General features: G+C 64.0%; 16 protein-coding genes. 2 read left to right on the top strand and 14 right to left on the bottom strand.

All coding sequences use genetic code 11. The features are described 5' to 3' along the window. Positions 1 to 3 precede the first annotated feature (3 nt). On the bottom strand, positions 4 to 1,896 hold the full coding sequence (gene lepA, locus ABH922_RS06710) for a translation elongation factor 4 (RefSeq protein WP_424806173.1): 1,893 nt from the start codon (positions 1,894 to 1,896) through the stop codon (positions 4 to 6). 72 nt (positions 1,897 to 1,968) lie between these two features. Here lepA and ABH922_RS06705 point away from each other — a divergent pair, with 72 nt between their 5' ends. Beyond that, positions 1,969 to 2,487 (top strand): type II toxin-antitoxin system PemK/MazF family toxin, encoded by a 519-nt coding sequence (locus tag ABH922_RS06705; RefSeq protein WP_424806172.1) that lies wholly within the window; start codon positions 1,969 to 1,971, stop codon positions 2,485 to 2,487. Between the two features lie 29 nt (positions 2,488 to 2,516). Here the strand turns inward: ABH922_RS06705 and ABH922_RS06700 are convergent, their stop codons facing one another. From ABH922_RS06700 to ABH922_RS06685, 4 genes are read right to left on the bottom strand one after another with little or no spacing between them, the layout of a single operon-like run. Then, a complete protein-coding gene (locus ABH922_RS06700; protein WP_424806171.1) occupies positions 2,517 to 3,290 on the bottom strand; it encodes an aquaporin in 774 nt (257 codons plus the stop codon). Between the two features lie 59 nt (positions 3,291 to 3,349). After that, positions 3,350 to 4,192, bottom strand: a complete 843-nt coding sequence (locus ABH922_RS06695) for a transglutaminase family protein (RefSeq protein WP_424806170.1) — start codon at positions 4,190 to 4,192, stop codon at positions 3,350 to 3,352. Beyond that, on the bottom strand, positions 4,189 to 5,160 hold the full coding sequence (locus tag ABH922_RS06690; RefSeq protein ID WP_424806169.1) for an alpha-E domain-containing protein: 972 nt from the start codon (positions 5,158 to 5,160) through the stop codon (positions 4,189 to 4,191). The genes ABH922_RS06695 and ABH922_RS06690 overlap by 4 nt, the downstream gene beginning before the upstream one ends. 18 nt (positions 5,161 to 5,178) lie before the next feature. Beyond that, a complete protein-coding gene (locus tag ABH922_RS06685; protein WP_424806168.1) occupies positions 5,179 to 6,795 on the bottom strand; it encodes a circularly permuted type 2 ATP-grasp protein in 1,617 nt (538 codons plus the stop codon). A 268-nt stretch (positions 6,796 to 7,063) separates the two neighbouring features. Here ABH922_RS06685 and rpsT point away from each other — a divergent pair, with 268 nt between their 5' ends. Next, entirely contained in the window at positions 7,064 to 7,324 is a 261-nt protein-coding gene (gene rpsT / locus ABH922_RS06680) for a 30S ribosomal protein S20 (protein WP_424806167.1), read from the top strand. Positions 7,325 to 7,456: 132 nt separating this feature from the next. Here rpsT and holA read toward each other — a convergent pair whose 3' ends face one another. From holA to nadD, 9 genes are all read right to left on the bottom strand, one after another. Next, positions 7,457 to 8,434: a DNA polymerase III subunit delta gene (gene holA / locus ABH922_RS06675; protein WP_424806166.1), complete on the bottom strand. Its 978-nt coding sequence runs from the start codon at positions 8,432 to 8,434 to the stop codon at positions 7,457 to 7,459. A 1,021-nt stretch (positions 8,435 to 9,455) separates the two neighbouring features. Beyond that, on the bottom strand, positions 9,456 to 11,801 hold the full coding sequence (locus ABH922_RS06670) for a ComEC/Rec2 family competence protein (RefSeq protein WP_424806165.1): 2,346 nt from the start codon (positions 11,799 to 11,801) through the stop codon (positions 9,456 to 9,458). Next, positions 11,798 to 12,808, bottom strand: a complete 1,011-nt coding sequence (locus tag ABH922_RS06665) for a helix-hairpin-helix domain-containing protein (RefSeq protein ID WP_424806164.1) — start codon at positions 12,806 to 12,808, stop codon at positions 11,798 to 11,800. Before ABH922_RS06665 ends, ABH922_RS06670 begins: the two co-directional genes overlap by 4 nt. Next, positions 12,766 to 12,996, bottom strand: a complete 231-nt coding sequence (locus ABH922_RS06660) for a hypothetical protein (RefSeq protein ID WP_424806163.1) — start codon at positions 12,994 to 12,996, stop codon at positions 12,766 to 12,768. Before ABH922_RS06660 ends, ABH922_RS06665 begins: the two co-directional genes overlap by 43 nt. Before the next feature lie 15 nt (positions 12,997 to 13,011). Further along, positions 13,012 to 13,848 (bottom strand): DegV family protein, encoded by an 837-nt coding sequence (locus ABH922_RS06655; protein ID WP_424809589.1) that lies wholly within the window; start codon positions 13,846 to 13,848, stop codon positions 13,012 to 13,014. A 4-nt stretch (positions 13,849 to 13,852) separates the two neighbouring features. Beyond that, positions 13,853 to 14,653, bottom strand: a complete 801-nt coding sequence (gene octT / locus ABH922_RS06650; RefSeq protein ID WP_424806162.1) for a diglucosylglycerate octanoyltransferase — start codon at positions 14,651 to 14,653, stop codon at positions 13,853 to 13,855. Continuing rightward, positions 14,640 to 15,320 (bottom strand): histidine phosphatase family protein, encoded by a 681-nt coding sequence (locus ABH922_RS06645; RefSeq protein ID WP_424806161.1) that lies wholly within the window; start codon positions 15,318 to 15,320, stop codon positions 14,640 to 14,642. Before ABH922_RS06645 ends, octT begins: the two co-directional genes overlap by 14 nt. Then, on the bottom strand, positions 15,317 to 15,808 hold the full coding sequence (rsfS, locus tag ABH922_RS06640) for a ribosome silencing factor (RefSeq protein ID WP_424806160.1): 492 nt from the start codon (positions 15,806 to 15,808) through the stop codon (positions 15,317 to 15,319). The genes ABH922_RS06645 and rsfS overlap by 4 nt, the downstream gene beginning before the upstream one ends. Continuing rightward, on the bottom strand, positions 15,805 to 16,497 hold the full coding sequence (gene nadD, locus ABH922_RS06635; RefSeq protein WP_424809588.1) for a nicotinate-nucleotide adenylyltransferase: 693 nt from the start codon (positions 16,495 to 16,497) through the stop codon (positions 15,805 to 15,807). The genes rsfS and nadD overlap by 4 nt, the downstream gene beginning before the upstream one ends. Between the last annotated feature and the right edge of the window lie 45 nt (positions 16,498 to 16,542).

Below are 16,542 nucleotides of genomic sequence, written 5' to 3'. Positions count from 1 at the left end.
CTCCTACTTCTTCGGCTTCTCGCCGACCGACTCGGACGTCAGGGCGGCGACGAACGCTTCCTGCGGTACCTCGACGCGACCGATGGTCTTCATCCGCTTCTTGCCTTCCTTCTGCTTCTCGAGCAGCTTGCGCTTACGGCTGATGTCGCCGCCGTAGCACTTGGCGAGAACGTCCTTGCGAATCGCGCGAATATTCTCACGCGAGATGATCTTCGCACCGATCGCAGCCTGGATCGGAACCTCGAACTGCTGACGCGGGATCAGCTCACGCAGCTTCGACGTCATCCGGCCGCCGTAGGCACCGGCGTTGGTGCGGTGCACGATCGACGAGAACGCGTCGACGGCCTCACCCTGCAGCAGGATGTCGACCTTGACCAGGTCGGCCTGCTGCTCGCCTGCCTCCTCGTAGTCGAGGCTGGCGTAGCCCTTGGTACGGGACTTGAGCGCGTCGAAGAAGTCGAACATGATCTCGCCCATGGGCAGCTCGTAGCGCAATTCGACGCGCGTCTCGGACAGGTAGTCCATGCCGCCGAGTTCGCCCCGCCTGGACTGACACAGCTCCATGATGGCGCCGACGTACTCACTCGGGGCGATGACGGTGCACTTCGCCACCGGTTCGTACACTTCACGCACTTTGCCCTCGGGCCAGTACGACGGGTTGGTGACGATCACCTCGGACGCGTCCTCCATGACGACGCGGTAGACGACGTTGGGAGCCGTCGAGATCAATTCGAGGCCGAACTCACGCTCGAGCCGATCGCGGGTGATCTCCATGTGCAGCAGTCCGAGGAAGCCGCATCGGAAGCCGAAGCCCAGGGCTACCGACGTCTCGGGCTCGTAGGCCAGAGCGGCGTCGTTGAGACGGAGCTTGTCCAGGGCGTCGCGCAGCACCGGGTAGTCGGACCCGTCCATCGGGTACAGACCCGAGTACACCATCGGCTTGGGGTCGCGGTAGCCGACGAGCGGCTCGGTAGCCCCGTTGCGGGTGGTGGTGACGGTGTCGCCGACTCGTGACTGCCGCACGTCCTTGACACCGGTGATGAGGTAACCGACCTCGCCGACACCCAGACCGACGCTGGCCTTGGGCTCGGGCGAGATGATGCCGACCTCGAGCAGTTCGTGGGTGGTGCCGGTGGACATCATGGTGATCTTCTCGCGGGGACGGATCTTCCCGTCGACCACACGCACGTACGTGACCACACCCCGGTAGGCGTCGTAGACGGAGTCGAAGATCATGGCGCGAGCCGGCCCGTCGGCGTCGCCGACGGGCGCCGGAATCTGTTTGATGACCTCGTCGAGCAACTCCTTGACGCCCACCCCGGTCTTGCCGGATACCCGCAGTACGTCCCCAGGTTCACAGCCGGTGATGTGGGCGATCTCCTCGGCGTACCGGTCCGGATCGGCGGCGGGAAGGTCGATCTTGTTGAGGACGGGAATGATCTTGAGATCCTTCTCCATCGCCAGATACAGGTTCGCCAGCGTCTGCGCCTCGATGCCCTGGGCCGCATCGACCAGCAAGATGGCGCCCTCACAGGCCTCGAGCGCGCGTGAAACCTCGTACGTGAAGTCGACGTGGCCGGGAGTGTCGATGAGGTGGAGGACGAACTCCTCGCCGTCGACGGTCCAGGGCAGCCGGACGTTCTGCGCCTTGATGGTGATGCCACGTTCACGCTCGATGTCCATGCGGTCCAGGTACTGCGCCCGCATGGCCCGCTCTTCGACCACTCCGGTCAGCTGCAACATACGGTCTGCGAGGGTCGACTTGCCGTGGTCGATGTGCGCAATGATGCAGAAGTTCCGGATCTGCGCAGGATCGGTGAACGTCTTGTCGGCGAAGCTGCTGATTTCAGACCCCTTAGTCGGACCGGCACCGGCCCGGATCCGGACCACTGTCAACCTTCAGGATATCCAAGTCTCGCGTTCGTCGTGCCAGTGGCTACGCACGTCGGAGGATTATGCTCGGTCGGCATGGCAAGCACGTGGAAACAGATCGGGCGCGCACTCGGCGCATTAGCCGTCGAGACGGCGCCGTCGCTGCTGCGCAGACTGCAGTCGGCAACCCCCTCGAACGAGCCCTCCGGACGGCCGATCGCCACCCTCACCGCGCCGTCCGCGCATCGAGCTCGCAAGATCGAGTACTCACCCGACCTGGACGGGAAAGCCGATCCCGGCGAAATCGTCTGGACCTGGGTGGTCTACGAGGAAGATCCGACACAGGGCAAGGATCGGCCGGTCCTCGTCGTCGGACGAGACGGCGCGACTCTGCTGGGACTGATGTTGTCGTCACAGCGCAGACGGGACGGTGAGCGAGACTGGCTGGCGATCGGTTCGGGACCGTGGGATTCGGAAGGCCGCCCCAGCTGGATCCGGCTTGATCGAGTCCTCGACGTCCCCGAGACCGGCATCAGGCGTGAGGGCGCCGTCATGGATCGCGACAAGTTCGAAACCGTCGCGGCAAAACTTCGGGCCGACTTCAGCTGGAGCTGAAGCCGGCCCGACGACGTGGGCAGAACTGCTCAGCTCTCGAGCCGATCGAAGCGCCCGAACAGCGCCCGGTAGATCAGTGCGCCCAACGCCCCGCCGATGAGCGGGAAGACGATGAACAGCCAGACCTGGGCAGCGGCACCGTCCTGGAAGAACGCGACACCGAGGCTGCGTGCCGGATTGACGGAGGTGTTGTCGATCGGGATCGAGATCAGGTGGATGACGGTCAGTGTGAAGCCGATCGAGATACCGGCAAGTGGGACGTCGGAGATCTGGTCGGTGGAGGCCAGGACGACGAAGACCAACAGCGCGGTCAGCAGGATCTCGATGATCATGACAGCGCCGATACCGTAGCCGTCCGAAACCACCTGACCGAAAGTGTCGGTTTCGGCGGACGGACTGTGCGCGCCCCACCCGTTGGCGCCCAGACCGTTGATCGCTCGGTCGTACGCCGGAAGGCTGTTGGCCACCGCGAAGATGACGACACCCGCGATCAAGCCGCCGATGACCTGGGCGACGATGTAGATCCCGGCATTCACCGCTGAAATACGACCGATGACGAACTGGCCGACCGTCACCGCGGGATTGACGTGGCAACCCGAAATCGGCCCGATGGCGTAGACGAGGAAGAGAAGGGTCAATCCGAAGGCCAGCGCTACACCGAGATTTCCGACTTTGGCACCGGCGAATACTGCAGTACCGACCGCGGAGAACACCAGAACAAATGTTCCCACCGCTTCGGCCACATACTTCTTGATATCCGAGATCGGCTCGATCTCGGTTAATTCTTGTGCAGTTGGAGACATATTCCCGCCTTCTTCTCGTGATTCAACAGTGGTGATCGGTCGAGTAGATTTTCCGGACTTTACGCAAGACGAGTGATCTCCACAACAACATCGAGATCCGTGGATCTCCCACCGGAATAAATACCCTTCAACGGCGGAACATCCGAATAGTCCCGTCCAATCCCTACCGACACGTGCTGTTCGTTCACTGCTGTCGAGTTCGTCGGGTCGTATCCCCACCACGCTCCGGTCCACGCCTCGATCCACGCGTGCGATTCACCGACCACGGTGTCCCCGATACTCGCATCACGTTGCGGGTGAAGATATCCGGAGACGTAGCGGCAGGGAATACCCATGGTGCGTAGAAGTACCAGGGTCAGGTGCGCGTAGTCCTGACAGACTCCCTCTCTGGCTTCCCACGCTTCCACCGCCGACGTGTGCACCCCGGTGGTTCCGGGCACGTACGACATTTCTCCATACACCCATTCGGATACCGCCACTACGGCCTCGTCGGGATTTCGGCCTTTTCGTAATTCCTTCGCGATCGCAGCAAGTTTTCGATCAGCCGGAACATATCTGGTGAAACTCAACTGTTCGTTGAACCGATCCCGAACCGCCTCGCCGACCAATTCGCCCCAATCCACTTTTTCTTCCGGATCGGCAAAAGGTTCGGTTTCCACAACGGAAAGCCCGGTGACTTCCAGTTCGGTATGCGGCGCGTGCAGATCGAACGCCGTCACGGCCGTGCCCCAATAGTCGGTGTACCGGTACGCACGCGTTGCCGGCTGCGTGTCGACGCGCGTCAGAATAACCGTCTGTCTGCCGTCACCACGCGGCGTCAACCGCGCCTCGTTGTACGACGACGTCACCGGTGCGTCATAGGCATAACCGGTGGTGTGCACCACCCTCATCCGCCAGCTCATAACAATTCCTCCCCGGTCGTGTCCACGTAGTCGGCGCCGGCGTCCGTCCAGGCCACCCACGGTGCGGCATGGAAATACTGCAGGGCGATGGCATCTCCCAACTCCCGGCACGTCTCCTGCCACCCGATCAATCGCCCCTGCAAATCCTCGAGCAGTACTCCCGGTGGCAAGAACTCGAGTTCGCTCCGGGCTCGACCGAGCAGACGAGGGGCTTCCGCGCGAATACCGACCCGACTGCCCGGCTGCGGGTCCAGCTCCTCGAGACACTTCTCCGCCTGCCGGATGGAGTGGAACACCGAACGCGGAAACAGGCGGTCCAGCAGAATGAATTCGACGACCCGATTCGCATCGAGTGCCCCGCGATACGTGCGCAGATACGTGTCGTGCGCACCGGCCGAACGCAGTACCGACACCCACGCCGGTGACGAGGGTCGGTCACCCGCACGGGCGAGAAGCATGCGCACGATCATGTCGACCCTCTCGATCGAGCGCCCCAGCAACAGGAACCGGTAGCCGTCGTCTCGACTCAGCGTGGAATCGGCCAGCCCGGCGAACATCGCGGCCCGCTCCTCGACGTAACGGAAGAATTCGTGCGGCCCCAACCGTCGTGACGCACGCTCACGTTCGGCCAGGCCGTTGTACGTGGTGTTCAGGCACTCCCACATCTCACTGGAGGTGACCTCACGCGCACCGCGGGCGTTCTCACGGGCGCTGGCGAGCGAATCGACGATCGAGCCCACCTGATTGCGGCTGAATGCCACCAGATCGGTCAACGAGCGAACGTCCAACTTGCCTTCGGGTGCTTCGATCCCGAGCACCCGAAGAAGCAGCCGGGACGTGCGGTCCGGGTCCACGGTGGCGTCCTCGAGAAGTTGATGGACGGCGACGTCGAGAATGCGGGCGGTGTCGTCGGCGCGTTCGACGTAACGCCCGATCCAGTAGAGCGACTCTGCGTTACGAGCAAGCATCGTGAGATCACGCTCCGTTCACTGCTGTTGTTGTTGCTGCGAATTGGTCAGTTCCGGCCCCTGGACCGGCTCGGCGGATTCCGGTGGCTCGCCGACCAGCTCCTCACCCGACAACTCCGGGTCTTCCGCCGAGGTACGACTCGCCAGCACCCAGGTGTCCTTGCTTCCGCCACCCTGGCTCGAATTGACCACGAGCGAGCCCTCGGGCAGAGCTACGCGGGTGAGCCCGCCCGGCAATATCCACACGTCCTCGCCGTCGTTGACGGCGAACGGTCGCAGATCGACGTGCCGCGGCGAGAGGACGTCGTCGATCTTGGTCGGAACCGTCGACAGCTGCACCAGAGGTTGCGCGATCCAGCCACGTGGATCGGCCTTGATCTTGCGTCTGATCGCGGCCAGTTCCTTGGGGCTCGCGTCCGGGCCGAAGACGATTCCGTAACCACCCGAACCCTCGACCGGTTTGATCACCAACTCGGCCACCCGGTCGAGGACCTCCTCACATTCGTCGTCGAGCCAGCACCGGAACGTGTCCACGTTCTGCAACAGTGGTTTCTCACCGAGGTAGTAGTCGATGATCTGTGGGACGTACGTGTAGACGAGTTTGTCGTCACCGACCCCGTTTCCGACAGCGCTCGAGATCACCACGTTGCCGGCCCGCGCCGCGTTCAACAGCCCGGCCACACCGAGAATCGAATCGGGACGAAAATGCATGGGGTCGAGGTATTCGTCGTCGATCCGCCGGTAGATGACGTCGACCTGACGTTCCCCTTCGGTGGTACGCATGTAGACGACGTTGTCCCGGCAGAACAGATCACGACCCTCGACGAGTTCCACACCCATCTGGCGAGCCAGTAACGAGTGCTCGAAGTACGCGGAGTTCGCCACTCCGGGCGTGAGAACCACGACAGTAGGATCCGCCTCGTTGAGGGCAGCACCTGCGCGCAGCGCGCGCAGCAGATGCGTCGCGTAGTCACCGACGGCGCGAACCTTGTGAGACATGAACAGATCGGGAAACACCCGCGTCATCGTGCGTCGGTTCTCCATCACGTACGACACCCCGGACGGCGATCGCAGATTGTCCTCGAGCACCCGGAACTCCCCGGCCTCGTCACGCACCAGATCGATGCCCGCAACGTGAATGCGTACCCCGTTCGGCGGCACGATACCTGTCGCTTCGCGATGAAAGTGTTCACACGACGTCACCAGCCGTCGTGGCAGAACATGATCGCGCAGAATCCGCTGTTCGCCGTAGATGTCGGCAAGGAACAGCTCCAATGCCTTGACCCGCTGTTTGATCCCCTTCTCCAGCCTTGCCCACTCGGCAGCGGCGATCACCCGGGGAACAAGGTCGAGCGGAAACGGCCGTTCCTGACCGGAGAGCGAGAACGTCACACCCTGATCGATGAACGCTCGACCGAGCGCGTCGGCGCGCGCGGCGAGATCAGCACTCGAGGTCGGTGCCAATGCCTTGTACACACCCCTGTACGGCCCGCGGACAGTACCGTCCGGCTCGAACATCTCGTCGAACGCCAACTCGTAACGGCCGATGTCCGAATAACCGTCGAACACCGTGGACGGTCGCGCCCGGCTCGAAGCCGACCGTGAAGAACTCGCACTTTTCGATGGCGGCGTCATACGCGATCATGCTGCTACACAAGCGCCGATTCGGCAGCACGGACAGTGCCGACCCGGCAACGTATACAGTGCCGACCCGGCAGCGCAGACCGTGCCGACCCGGCAATCTTGGACGGCACGCCGCCGCGTCCGTGTACGCTCTCCGACGGACGCATCGTGCGACGGTTTGGGGTAATGGGCCCCCGGCTGGTAATCTTCCCAGTCGGTGCATCAGTGCGCCCACAGCTTTCTCGACCGTAACCAGCTAAAGACGACAAGGATTTTACGCGTGGCCAACATCAAGTCCCAGGTGAAGCGAATCCGTACCAACGAGGCGGCCCGACTCCGTAACCAGTCGGTGAAGTCCTCGCTGCGTACCGCGATTCGTTCGTTCCGCGAGGCTGCGGCAGCCGGTGACAAGGACAAGGCCAGCGAGCTCCTCGTCGCCACCAGCCGCAAGCTCGACAAGGCAGCAAGCAAGGGCGTTATCCACGCCAACCAGGCTGCCAACAAGAAGTCTGCGCTCGCGCAGGTTGCCAACAAGCTCTGACGTTCACTCCCCGGCGATCTCCGTCGACGAGTGCGTAATTCGATAGCCACACGGTCGAAAGACCGGGTGGCTATCGTTCGTTCACGATGTGAGCGCGCCGAGGTGAGTCCTACCGCGCACCACGCCGAGGAGTCAGTTCCGGCGCAGTGCGCACACGTTGCGGACGGCCATTTCCAGAGCGAACGACGAATCGACCGCAGCTCCTTTGACGTCGGCATTGAGAGTGGCAACTATCTTCATGGCTGCGCCGATGGATGTCGGATCCCAGCCGTTCACCTCTTTGACGGCCTTCTTGACCTTCCACGGCGGCATCCCCAGCTCCGACGCCAGGCGGAACGGGTCGCCGCCGCGAGCGACCGGGCCTACTTTCGCGATGGTGTGCACTGCATCGGCGAGCGCATCGGCGAGCAGGACGTGCGGTGTTCCGATCTGATCGGACCACCGCAGGGCTTCGAGTGCGCCGCGGGTATCGCCGACGATCACCTTGTCCGCTACGTCGAATCCGGATACTTCGGCACGGCCGGAGTAATACTGGTGCACGGCGTCGACGTCGATCTTGCCGCCGGTGTCCGCTGCCAACTGTGAGCAAGCCGACGCCAGTTCACGAAGGTTGGATCCGACGCTCTCGATGACCGCCGCTATGGCATCGGGCGCGACGGTCACCTTTGCTGCCTTGAACTCGCTACGCACGAAGTCGACAAGCTGGCCTTTCCCGAGCTTGCCGCACTGGTGCACCATGGCGCCGAGCTTTTCCAAAGCCGGTGCCAGTGCTTTGGCGCGGCCACCGCCGGAATGCACGACGATGAGCACAACACCCTCGGCCGGTTCACGAGCCGCGTCGAGCACCAGCGCGACGGCGTCCTTGCCGGCCTCGGCCGCCGACTCCAGCACTATGACCCGATCCTCGGCGAACAGCGACGGACTGAGAAGTTCGGCGAGTTCGGGCGCATTGGTGTCTCCCGCACGCATCTTGGTGACGGGGAGGTCGGAGATACCCTGCCCACGATCGCCACGCACCGACCGGATGAGGGAGGACACCGTTCGGTCGATCAGGAACTCGTCGTCTCCGAGTACCAGGTGCAGTGGTTCGACGCCGTTCGGTGTGCTCACCCGAAGATGTTCCCACGTCCCGCCGACACGCGAGATACGGACCCGTCACCCCGACCGTAGCCGCCGGGGACATGTGGGCACATCCGTCGATGCGTGCGAGTCTTCTCGATCCTCGTGGTTTCGAATCAGAAGATCACGCGGTGAACTGATCCGAGCGCAGTCGCCTACCTCGATTCCGACCGTACCAACAAGGCTCACCGAACTGGACGGCCGTCACCAACCTGGACCGGTGTCTCGCCCGTGACATTTTCGGCACATGCAGAGGACACATCGATCAAGCTCACGGACTTCATGAAGTTGTCGGGGCCGGGCCTGACGAAGATCACGTTCAACATTCGAGATGGCGTGGGCGACGCGAAGACTTGGGATCTGCTACTTACGGGACTGCGCAATGTGGTTGAACCTGAGTCGCTGTCGCAGCGCTCAGGCGCGCAACAACATGGGCAACTGCGCATATCTGCTCGCTGTCGCCCAGTACCAGCCGTACCGGTATCGATAGTTCACCTTCGGTGGATTTCACGACGTGACCCCGATCGTCCCCGAGCTCCTGAACAACTACGGCTATCGATTGACGCCACTCCCCTTCACACCGGGGTACGCCAAACCTCTGATCGCCACACTCGATCACCGTATCGGGCGAAACGTCTACCTCGCTTGTACGACAAAGTTCAGGCGCAACCCAACCCGAGGTCCACGAGCTGGCGCAGGACACCACGCTCGGCGTCGGGGGGAGCCGACGGGCTCTGTCGAAGATGGGCCGGATACACCCGTCGACGGAACCTCGGCGGCGGCAACAAGGAACTCGAGCAGATCCGGGCCGCACTCGAGGACACACATTCCGTCGAAGCTTCCAACACTCGATTCTGGAGATCTTCGATCCGAAGACCAAAACCGGAACAGTCCTGAAACGACAGTCGTTCTGGAGGCCGGCACCGGACAGCCGTGCCCACGGGATGAACTGGAACCAGGAGCCTGCCGCAGAGGGTGAACCGAGATCGCAATACTTACCCCAAGACGTCACTTACCCGAAGACGTTCCCACGTCCTGTCGACACCACCGACACGGATCCGCCTGCCTGCCCGTAGACGGCGACCGTTCCGTCGAGGTCGGTCCGCGAGACGGCGCTTCCCAGTGTCGTCAGGTCTTCGAGGATCTCGGGATGCGGATGCCCGAACGTGTTGCCGCGGCCACAACTGATCAAAGTCAGCCGAGGGTTGACTGCGCGAAGGAACGCCGTCGACGTCGTCCGAGATCCGTGATGTGGCAGTTTGAGAACGTCCGCTCGTACGTCGATCCCAGATCTCAGGATCGCTTCTTCTCCGGCGGTTTCACTGTCCCCGGTGAGCAGGATTCGACCGGCCGGAGTGCGTGCCATCATCACCACGGACTGATCATTTGCCCGGGCTTCACCGCTGCCGGGTAGCCGTGGAACCGGAAGTAGCGGACCGAGAACGTCCAGTTGCACTGTCCCGAAAGAGAACCGATTTCCGGCCTCGAGGCCCAGGACTGGAACTCCGTACGCCTGCGCGGCGGCCATGACCTCGTTGAATCCGTTTTCCGGCAACAACATAGGTCCCACGCCTACCGCTCCGACCGAGCGCCCGTGCAGAACCGCGGCCAGTCCGGCGATGTGATCGGCGTGAAAATGACTGATGACCACCAGCGCGATGTCCCGCACACCCAATCTGCCGAGACATCGATCCATCGACGCAGGATCCGGTCCCGCGTCGACGACCACCACCCGTCCGTCACCGGCCGCCAGAACCACACCGTCACCCTGGCCGACGTCACACATCACCAACGCCCATCCGGACGGAATTCGGTCGCGCCCGAAAACATGGTGGACGAGAAATGTCAGAATTGCGCAGGCGACGATTCCGGCTACCGCGCGTCGGGCAATCCTGAAGCGTAACAGTGCAACAGCAGCGAGTACTACCCCTGCCGTGACTGCCGCACCCGTTGCGCCCGACGGAACCGAGACGGTGGCACCGGGGACTGCGGCCGAGCGTTCAGATACCTCGAGTAGCCACCACATCGGTGCTCTGACCGCGAAGGCGACCGCCGTTGCGGCCGTCGTCGAAAACACTGCGCACAGCGCTACCAGAGCGCCGATCACGGTGATAACGCCGATCACCGGCGCCACCGCCATGTTCGCTGCCACCGTCACCACACTGAAGGTGCCCGTCATCGCCGCCATCAGCGGCACGGTCACCACGAAGGCTGCGCACGATACTGCGACGATCTCGGCAAGCCATCGAGGCCACCCCCATCGACACAAGCCGCCCACCCATACCGGCGCTATCAAGACGAGCGCACCGGTGGCTGCGACCGAGAGCGCGAAGCCCCAGTCCACAGCCAGCTCCGGCATCACGGTGATGAGGCCGACCACCGCTACCGCGAGAGCTGGAAGTGCTTGCTTGCGCCGACCGGTGACCAAACTCAGCAATCCGATCGCACCCATCACCGACGCCCGGAGGACGCTCGGCGACGGGCGGGCGATGATCACGAACGCTGCCAACGCCGTCAATGCAAGTACCGCACCCACTTTCGGACTCAGCGCCGCAGCCCGCACCACCAACAGAACAGCCCCGAGCAGGATGCTGATGTTCGCCCCCGAGACCGCAGTCAGGTGCGTGAGCCCGGCGACCTTGAAGTTCTCCTTCACTTGCGGCGACAGTCCCGATGTATCCCCCACCACCAGACCGGGAAGCAGACCGGCCTGCCGTTCAGGCAAGGCAGCAGCGCACACTGCCGCGAAGCGATCCCTGACAGCTGCGGCCCAACGCTGATACCAGGGTGGGTCACCGACTTTCACCGGTTCGCCCTCGGACGTGATCACCGCCAACGTGAGATCGTTGCGCCACGGCAGTCCGACCTTGCCCCGCACCGTCACGCTTTGGCCCGGAAGCAGATCGGCAAACGCCCACCCCGGACCGCGCACGGTCACCTGGCCGCCACCGGAGACCGTTTGCCCGCCGATCGTCGCCGATCGTAGAGTCGCCCGGAAGACCATATGTCCGGGATTCGCTCCACCGACGGCGTGTGGGTCCTCGACGGGCGCCACCTCGACGGTCGCCCACGCCGTCTCTTTTGCAGCGATGCGCAACGGATGATCGACGGTCTCGGCCGTTCGCCACGCACCTACCACACTGAATCCGATTCCGAATACCAATGCCACCAGCACAATCCGAGACCACGATCCACGGAATACGAGTAGGACAACCATTGCCGACGCCGCCAGTGTCGCAGCGAGAATCCATGCGGCAGCGGTTCCGAACAACACGGCCGACACGGTGGCCGCCCAGGCCGCCAGGGCCGCCGGCAGTACTCGCGCGTCGAGTACCGTTCTCTCGCTGTCCTCGCTCACACCGAGACCAACGTGCGCAGCTTCGCCAATCGAGCCGGACCTATTCCGTCGATCTCCCCCAATTGCTCCACATCCGTGAACTTCCCGTTTGCCGAGCGCCACGCGACGATCGCACCGGCTGTCACCGGCCCGACGCCCGGCAATCCATCCAATTCCTGCTCGGTGGCGGTATTGAGGTTGACGAGTCCGCCCGCTGTGCCTCCGGTCGGCGCGCCGGCACTGGACGGCGTTGCCTCACCGCCCGTGGAGGAACTGGGCATTTCACCGATTCGACCGACCACGATCTGATCGCCGTCGGTGAGCTTCTGGGCCAGGTTCAGCGCGATGGTGTCGCCACCGTCGAGAACCCCGCCTGCCGCGCCGAGCGCGTCCGCCACCCTCGAGCCTGCCGGAAGGTCGACAAGGCCGGGAGTGACGACCCAACCGACCACACTGACCACCACTCGCTCGATCGCGGCGACCGGCACACTGCTGGGCGCCGCTGCGCCGGAAGTATCGATCACGGCAACGTTGGTCGGGACCGGGATCGGCGGAACCGATTGCACGGTAGGTGAATCCCACCACACGGCAAAGAGCCCGATTGCCACAGCAACCACGGCGACCACCATCAGCGCTATCACGCCGGTCCGATTCGGTCGCCATCGCATGCCTCGCCAATGCTCCGGTATCAGATCCGATCGAGGGCTCCGACTTGCCGATCCGTCGTCGTACGGGTCGTATTCGTGCAGGCCCGACCGATACGAACCGCGCTCGTACTCGCCGCCGTCATCGAGCCACCGGGGTCGATTCGGTACGTCGAGATCGTCGTGACGGCCTGGACGGCTGTCGGCGAAGTCGTCGTACTCGTCGATGTCGACGTCGATGTCGACGTCGATGTCGTCATGGTCATCGCCCCGGCCGTCGTGGGAGCGGTCGGATTCGACGGCCCGCCCGTGGGCGGGCCGTCGTTCACCACTCATCGCCGTCAGACGATCTCGAGTTCGCTCTCGCTCCTCGCTGATCCGCATGAAGGGACGGTAGCGAGCACCTCGATCAGAGCATCGGAAGAGTTCTCGCCTGTGGACAACTGCATACTCGAGGACAACTGCGTGCTCGTGGACAACTGCGATCCCGAGAAAACCTGTGGACTCGAGAACACCTCGCCGTGTGGATCAGCGAGAAACCGCTGCGCGGCCAGACAGTGTGCGATGCTCACCGCTGCGGGCGACTGTTACACGTCGACGGCGTCGAGCGGACACACGACCACACCGATCGCGCCTATCCCCACGTGAGCCCCGATCACTGCGCTGAATTCGGACACCGTCGACTCGGCCACATCCGGAATGCGTTCGGCCAACTGTTCGGCGACGTCATCGGCCCGCTCGCGCGCTCGCATGTGATGCACGGCAACGGCTACGCGACTCGAACCGGCCTTCGCCACCGCGGTGTCCACCAGTCGGGCAAGGGCTTTGGTGGTAGTGCGGGTCTTGTCTTTGAGCACCAGTTTGCCGTCCACCAGGTGCAGCAGCGGTTTCATCGCCAGAGCGGTGCCCAATAATGCCGTTGCGGTGCCAATCCGACCACCCCGGCGCAGTTGTTCGAGTTTGTCGACGACGATGAGGCAGCGGCCACGGTCGGCGACTGCGACGGCGCGCTCGTAAACGGCGTCGAGAGACGCGCCGCGTTCGGCGAGTCGGGCAGCTTCGAGCGCCGAGTATCCCAGACCCATGGCAGCCGAACGCGAATCGACCACCCGGACAGATCCGGCGAACTCTTCGGCCGCAGACCGGCCGGCTTCCCAGGTACCGGACAGTTGCCGTGAAATATGGACAGCAACGACACCGTCGCCGGCGCTGAGGTCCAGCGCCTGAGCGTAGGCCTGTGACAGTTCCGCCGGGGTGGCGCCGGCGGTGGTCACTCCGCCCAGGTCGTCCGGCATGCCGTCGATGCCCTCACGAAGATCCCACCCGTCCCGGAGCACGTGAAGCGGCACCACGTGCAGCCTGCATGCTGCCGCGACCTCAGCCGGCACGCATGCCGCCGAATCGGTGACCACCATGACCGACATCGCGTCAGCCCGCATCACTCGGGGATGCGTCCACCGGTTCCGGCGCGGCGGCGCGGATCGCGGCGATCATCGCGGCAGCCACAGCGCCATGACCGGCCCACCCCCAGTGGATTCCGTCGGGATTGGCGTTCGCAGAGCAGATGTCGTCTCGTACTGCTTCGGCCAGGTCGACGACGGGAATCTGCTTGTCGTTCGCCCAGGCGGTGATCGCCGCGGCGGCCGCCGGGCGGCCACTGTGGACATTCGCATACGCCGCACTGCGATGAACCGAAGGCAAGGTCGCGATGACGGGCAGCTCGGGGCGCATGTACGCCAGCGCATCTCGTGAACTTTCGAGGTAATCCACACTCAGCCGCGGCGGCAGCGCGACGGGGCGGCCCAGTGGCGCGAGCCGTGGCTGTAACCACTGGTAACCCTCACGAACAGCTCGACGCAAGGCTGGTGGTCGCACATAGCGAATGGTCTCGCGCAGCGCGGTCGGCAGCGGCGACGGCAACGAGTCCATCCCCCCGACGGCGAAGACGACAGCACCTGCCTTCGGGACCGCTGCCCAGACCCGGGGGTCCTGTGTCAGCGCCCACCATGCGTCCCGGCAGGTCCAGCCGATCCGGGCAACCAGCTCGACGTCCCAGTCGAGTTCGGCCGCAACGATGTTCGGCCAGATCTGCGGATGATCGGCCGCCAGTCCGCCCTTGGGTCCGAAGTAGGACAGCGAGTCGGCCAGCACCAGTAGCACCGGCCGCCGCCGCACCGAGACAGAACGCCCCGCCGAGTCGGGTTGGACAGATGTGTCAGAGGATGTCATGGGCAACGCTCGCCGAGGCATTCCACACGTCGAGCCGCCATTGAACGGATTCGGCGGGGCCATGCCCGCTGAGCTGCGCCCAGCTGGTATTTCCCAACCCGCCGAACACTGCCCATCTGTCGACCGGCAGATCGAGTAGCGCAGCGGTCAACGCGGCGATCAAACCGCCGTGCGCCACCAGGACGACGGGATCCTCGCCCCAGCCCGGGTGTCGGCGAACCAGTTCGCTGACAACCGGCACGCTGCGCCGTGCCACGTCGACACGGCTCTCACCGCCCGGCGGGGCGAGTGTCGCATCGCCGCGCCAGGCACCCCGGGCACCTGGTGCCAGTGCATCGACGTCGTGGTGGGTCAAGCCCTGCCACTGACCGAGGTGCGTTTCACGCAGCCGCGTGTCGGTGAGGACCGGAAGCCCGGCCACGTCACCGACCGCAACCGCGGTGAAATACGCCCGTCGCAGGTCCGAGGAGACGACGGTCAGCGGCCCTCTGTCACCGATGATCTGTCCGGCAACCTTCGCCTGTGTCCGGCCGAGCTCCGACAGATCGGTGTCGAGTTGCCCCTGCATCCGGCTGTCGGCGTTGTACTCGGTCTGTCCGTGACGCAGCAAGATCAGTCGACGGACGGCCCCGGTACCCGACGCCCTGCTGGGCGCCGAGGTTGTCACAGTGACGGCTCCTGCGCGTCCGAGTTCTGGGCGTCCGAGTTCTGGGCGTCCGAGTTCTGGGCGTCCGGCTCGGAAACCGTGTCGGTATCGAAGACGGTGTGCGCGTCCACCGGTCCGGGCTGGTTCTGGCCGAGGCCGTCGACGGTCACCGTGGGGCAGTCCTTCCACAGGCGATCGAGGGCGTAGAAGTTGCGCTCCTCGTCGTGCTGGACGTGGACGACGATGTCGGCGTAGTCGAGCAACGCCCACCGGCCTTCACGGGTGCCTTCACGGCGGACCGGCTTGTGGCCGGCTTCGCGCAGGCGGTCTTCGATGTTCTCGACGATCGAGTTCACCTGACGCTCGTTGGTCGCCGAGGCGATCACGAAGCAGTCCGTGATGACCAGTTGCTCGGACACATCGAGCACCACCACTTCGGTGGCCAGCTTCTCGTCGGCTGCCAGGGCCGCGATGCGTGCCATGTCGATGGCTTCGGTTGTTGCACTCACTCGATGTTCTCCAGTTTCGTCTTCAGGTCTTGCTTCTGTTTCGCGTCGGCGGCGCCCGGTGCGGGCTCCGACACCGTCGTCGCTCCGTCCCGGCGTTCCGCGTCGACAGGTCGATACAGATTCCGCTTCGAGATGTACTGCACCACCCCGTCGGGTACCAGGTACCAGACCGGGCGGTCGTCGCTTGCCCGCCGCCGACACTCTGTCGACGAAATGGCAAGGGCGGGAATCTCTATCAACGTGACCGCATCGGCGGGCATGGCCGCGAGGTGCCCTGCCAGGTGTTCGGTGTTGAGATCGAAACCCGGGCGGGACACTCCGACGAACTTCGCCAGTGCGAACAACTCTTCCCAATCTTGCCAGGAAAGGATGCTGGCCAGCGCATCGGCACCGGTGATGAAGAAAAGTTCGGCGTCCGGGTGGTACGCCTTGAGATCACGCAGGGTGTCGACGGTGTAGGTGACCTTCTCGCGGTCGACGTCTACCCGGGAGACGGAAAACCGCGGGTTGGAGGCGGTGGCGATCACCGTCATGAGGTACCTGTCCTCGGCGGGGCTGACACCCTTGCCCTGCTTCTGCCACGGCCGACCCGTGGGGACGAAGATCACTTCGTCCAGATCGAATCGGTCGGCGACCTCGCTGGCCGCCACCAGGTGACCGTGATGAATAGGATCGAATGTGCCGCCCATCACACCGAGTCGTCGAGCACGTCGCACCGCTTGTCCCTTCTGCAC

It is taken from the genome of Rhodococcus sp. 27YEA15 (assembly GCF_049739425.1).
In the GTDB taxonomy this organism is placed as follows: Bacteria; Actinomycetota; Actinomycetes; order Mycobacteriales; family Mycobacteriaceae; genus Rhodococcus_F.
This window is presented reverse-complemented; position numbering and strand designations above follow the sequence as displayed.

Coding starts and splice junctions, on each gene's coding strand:
- octT (WP_424806162.1), bottom strand. CDS start 14,653: ATGACATCCTCTGACACATCTGTCCAACCCGACTCGGCGGGGCGTTCT.
- ABH922_RS06700 (WP_424806171.1), bottom strand. CDS start 3,290: ATGTCTCCAACTGCACAAGAATTAACCGAGATCGAGCCGATCTCGGAT.
- ABH922_RS06655 (WP_424809589.1), bottom strand. CDS start 13,848: ATGTCGGTCATGGTGGTCACCGATTCGGCGGCATGCGTGCCGGCTGAG.
- ABH922_RS06690 (WP_424806169.1), bottom strand. CDS start 5,160: ATGCTTGCTCGTAACGCAGAGTCGCTCTACTGGATCGGGCGTTACGTC.
- nadD (WP_424809588.1), bottom strand. CDS start 16,497: ATGGGCGGCACATTCGATCCTATTCATCACGGTCACCTGGTGGCGGCC.
- ABH922_RS06665 (WP_424806164.1), bottom strand. CDS start 12,808: ATGCGGATCAGCGAGGAGCGAGAGCGAACTCGAGATCGTCTGACGGCG.
- ABH922_RS06705 (WP_424806172.1), top strand. CDS start 1,969: ATGGCAAGCACGTGGAAACAGATCGGGCGCGCACTCGGCGCATTAGCC.
- ABH922_RS06685 (WP_424806168.1), bottom strand. CDS start 6,795: ATGACGCCGCCATCGAAAAGTGCGAGTTCTTCACGGTCGGCTTCGAGC.
- ABH922_RS06695 (WP_424806170.1), bottom strand. CDS start 4,192: ATGAGCTGGCGGATGAGGGTGGTGCACACCACCGGTTATGCCTATGAC.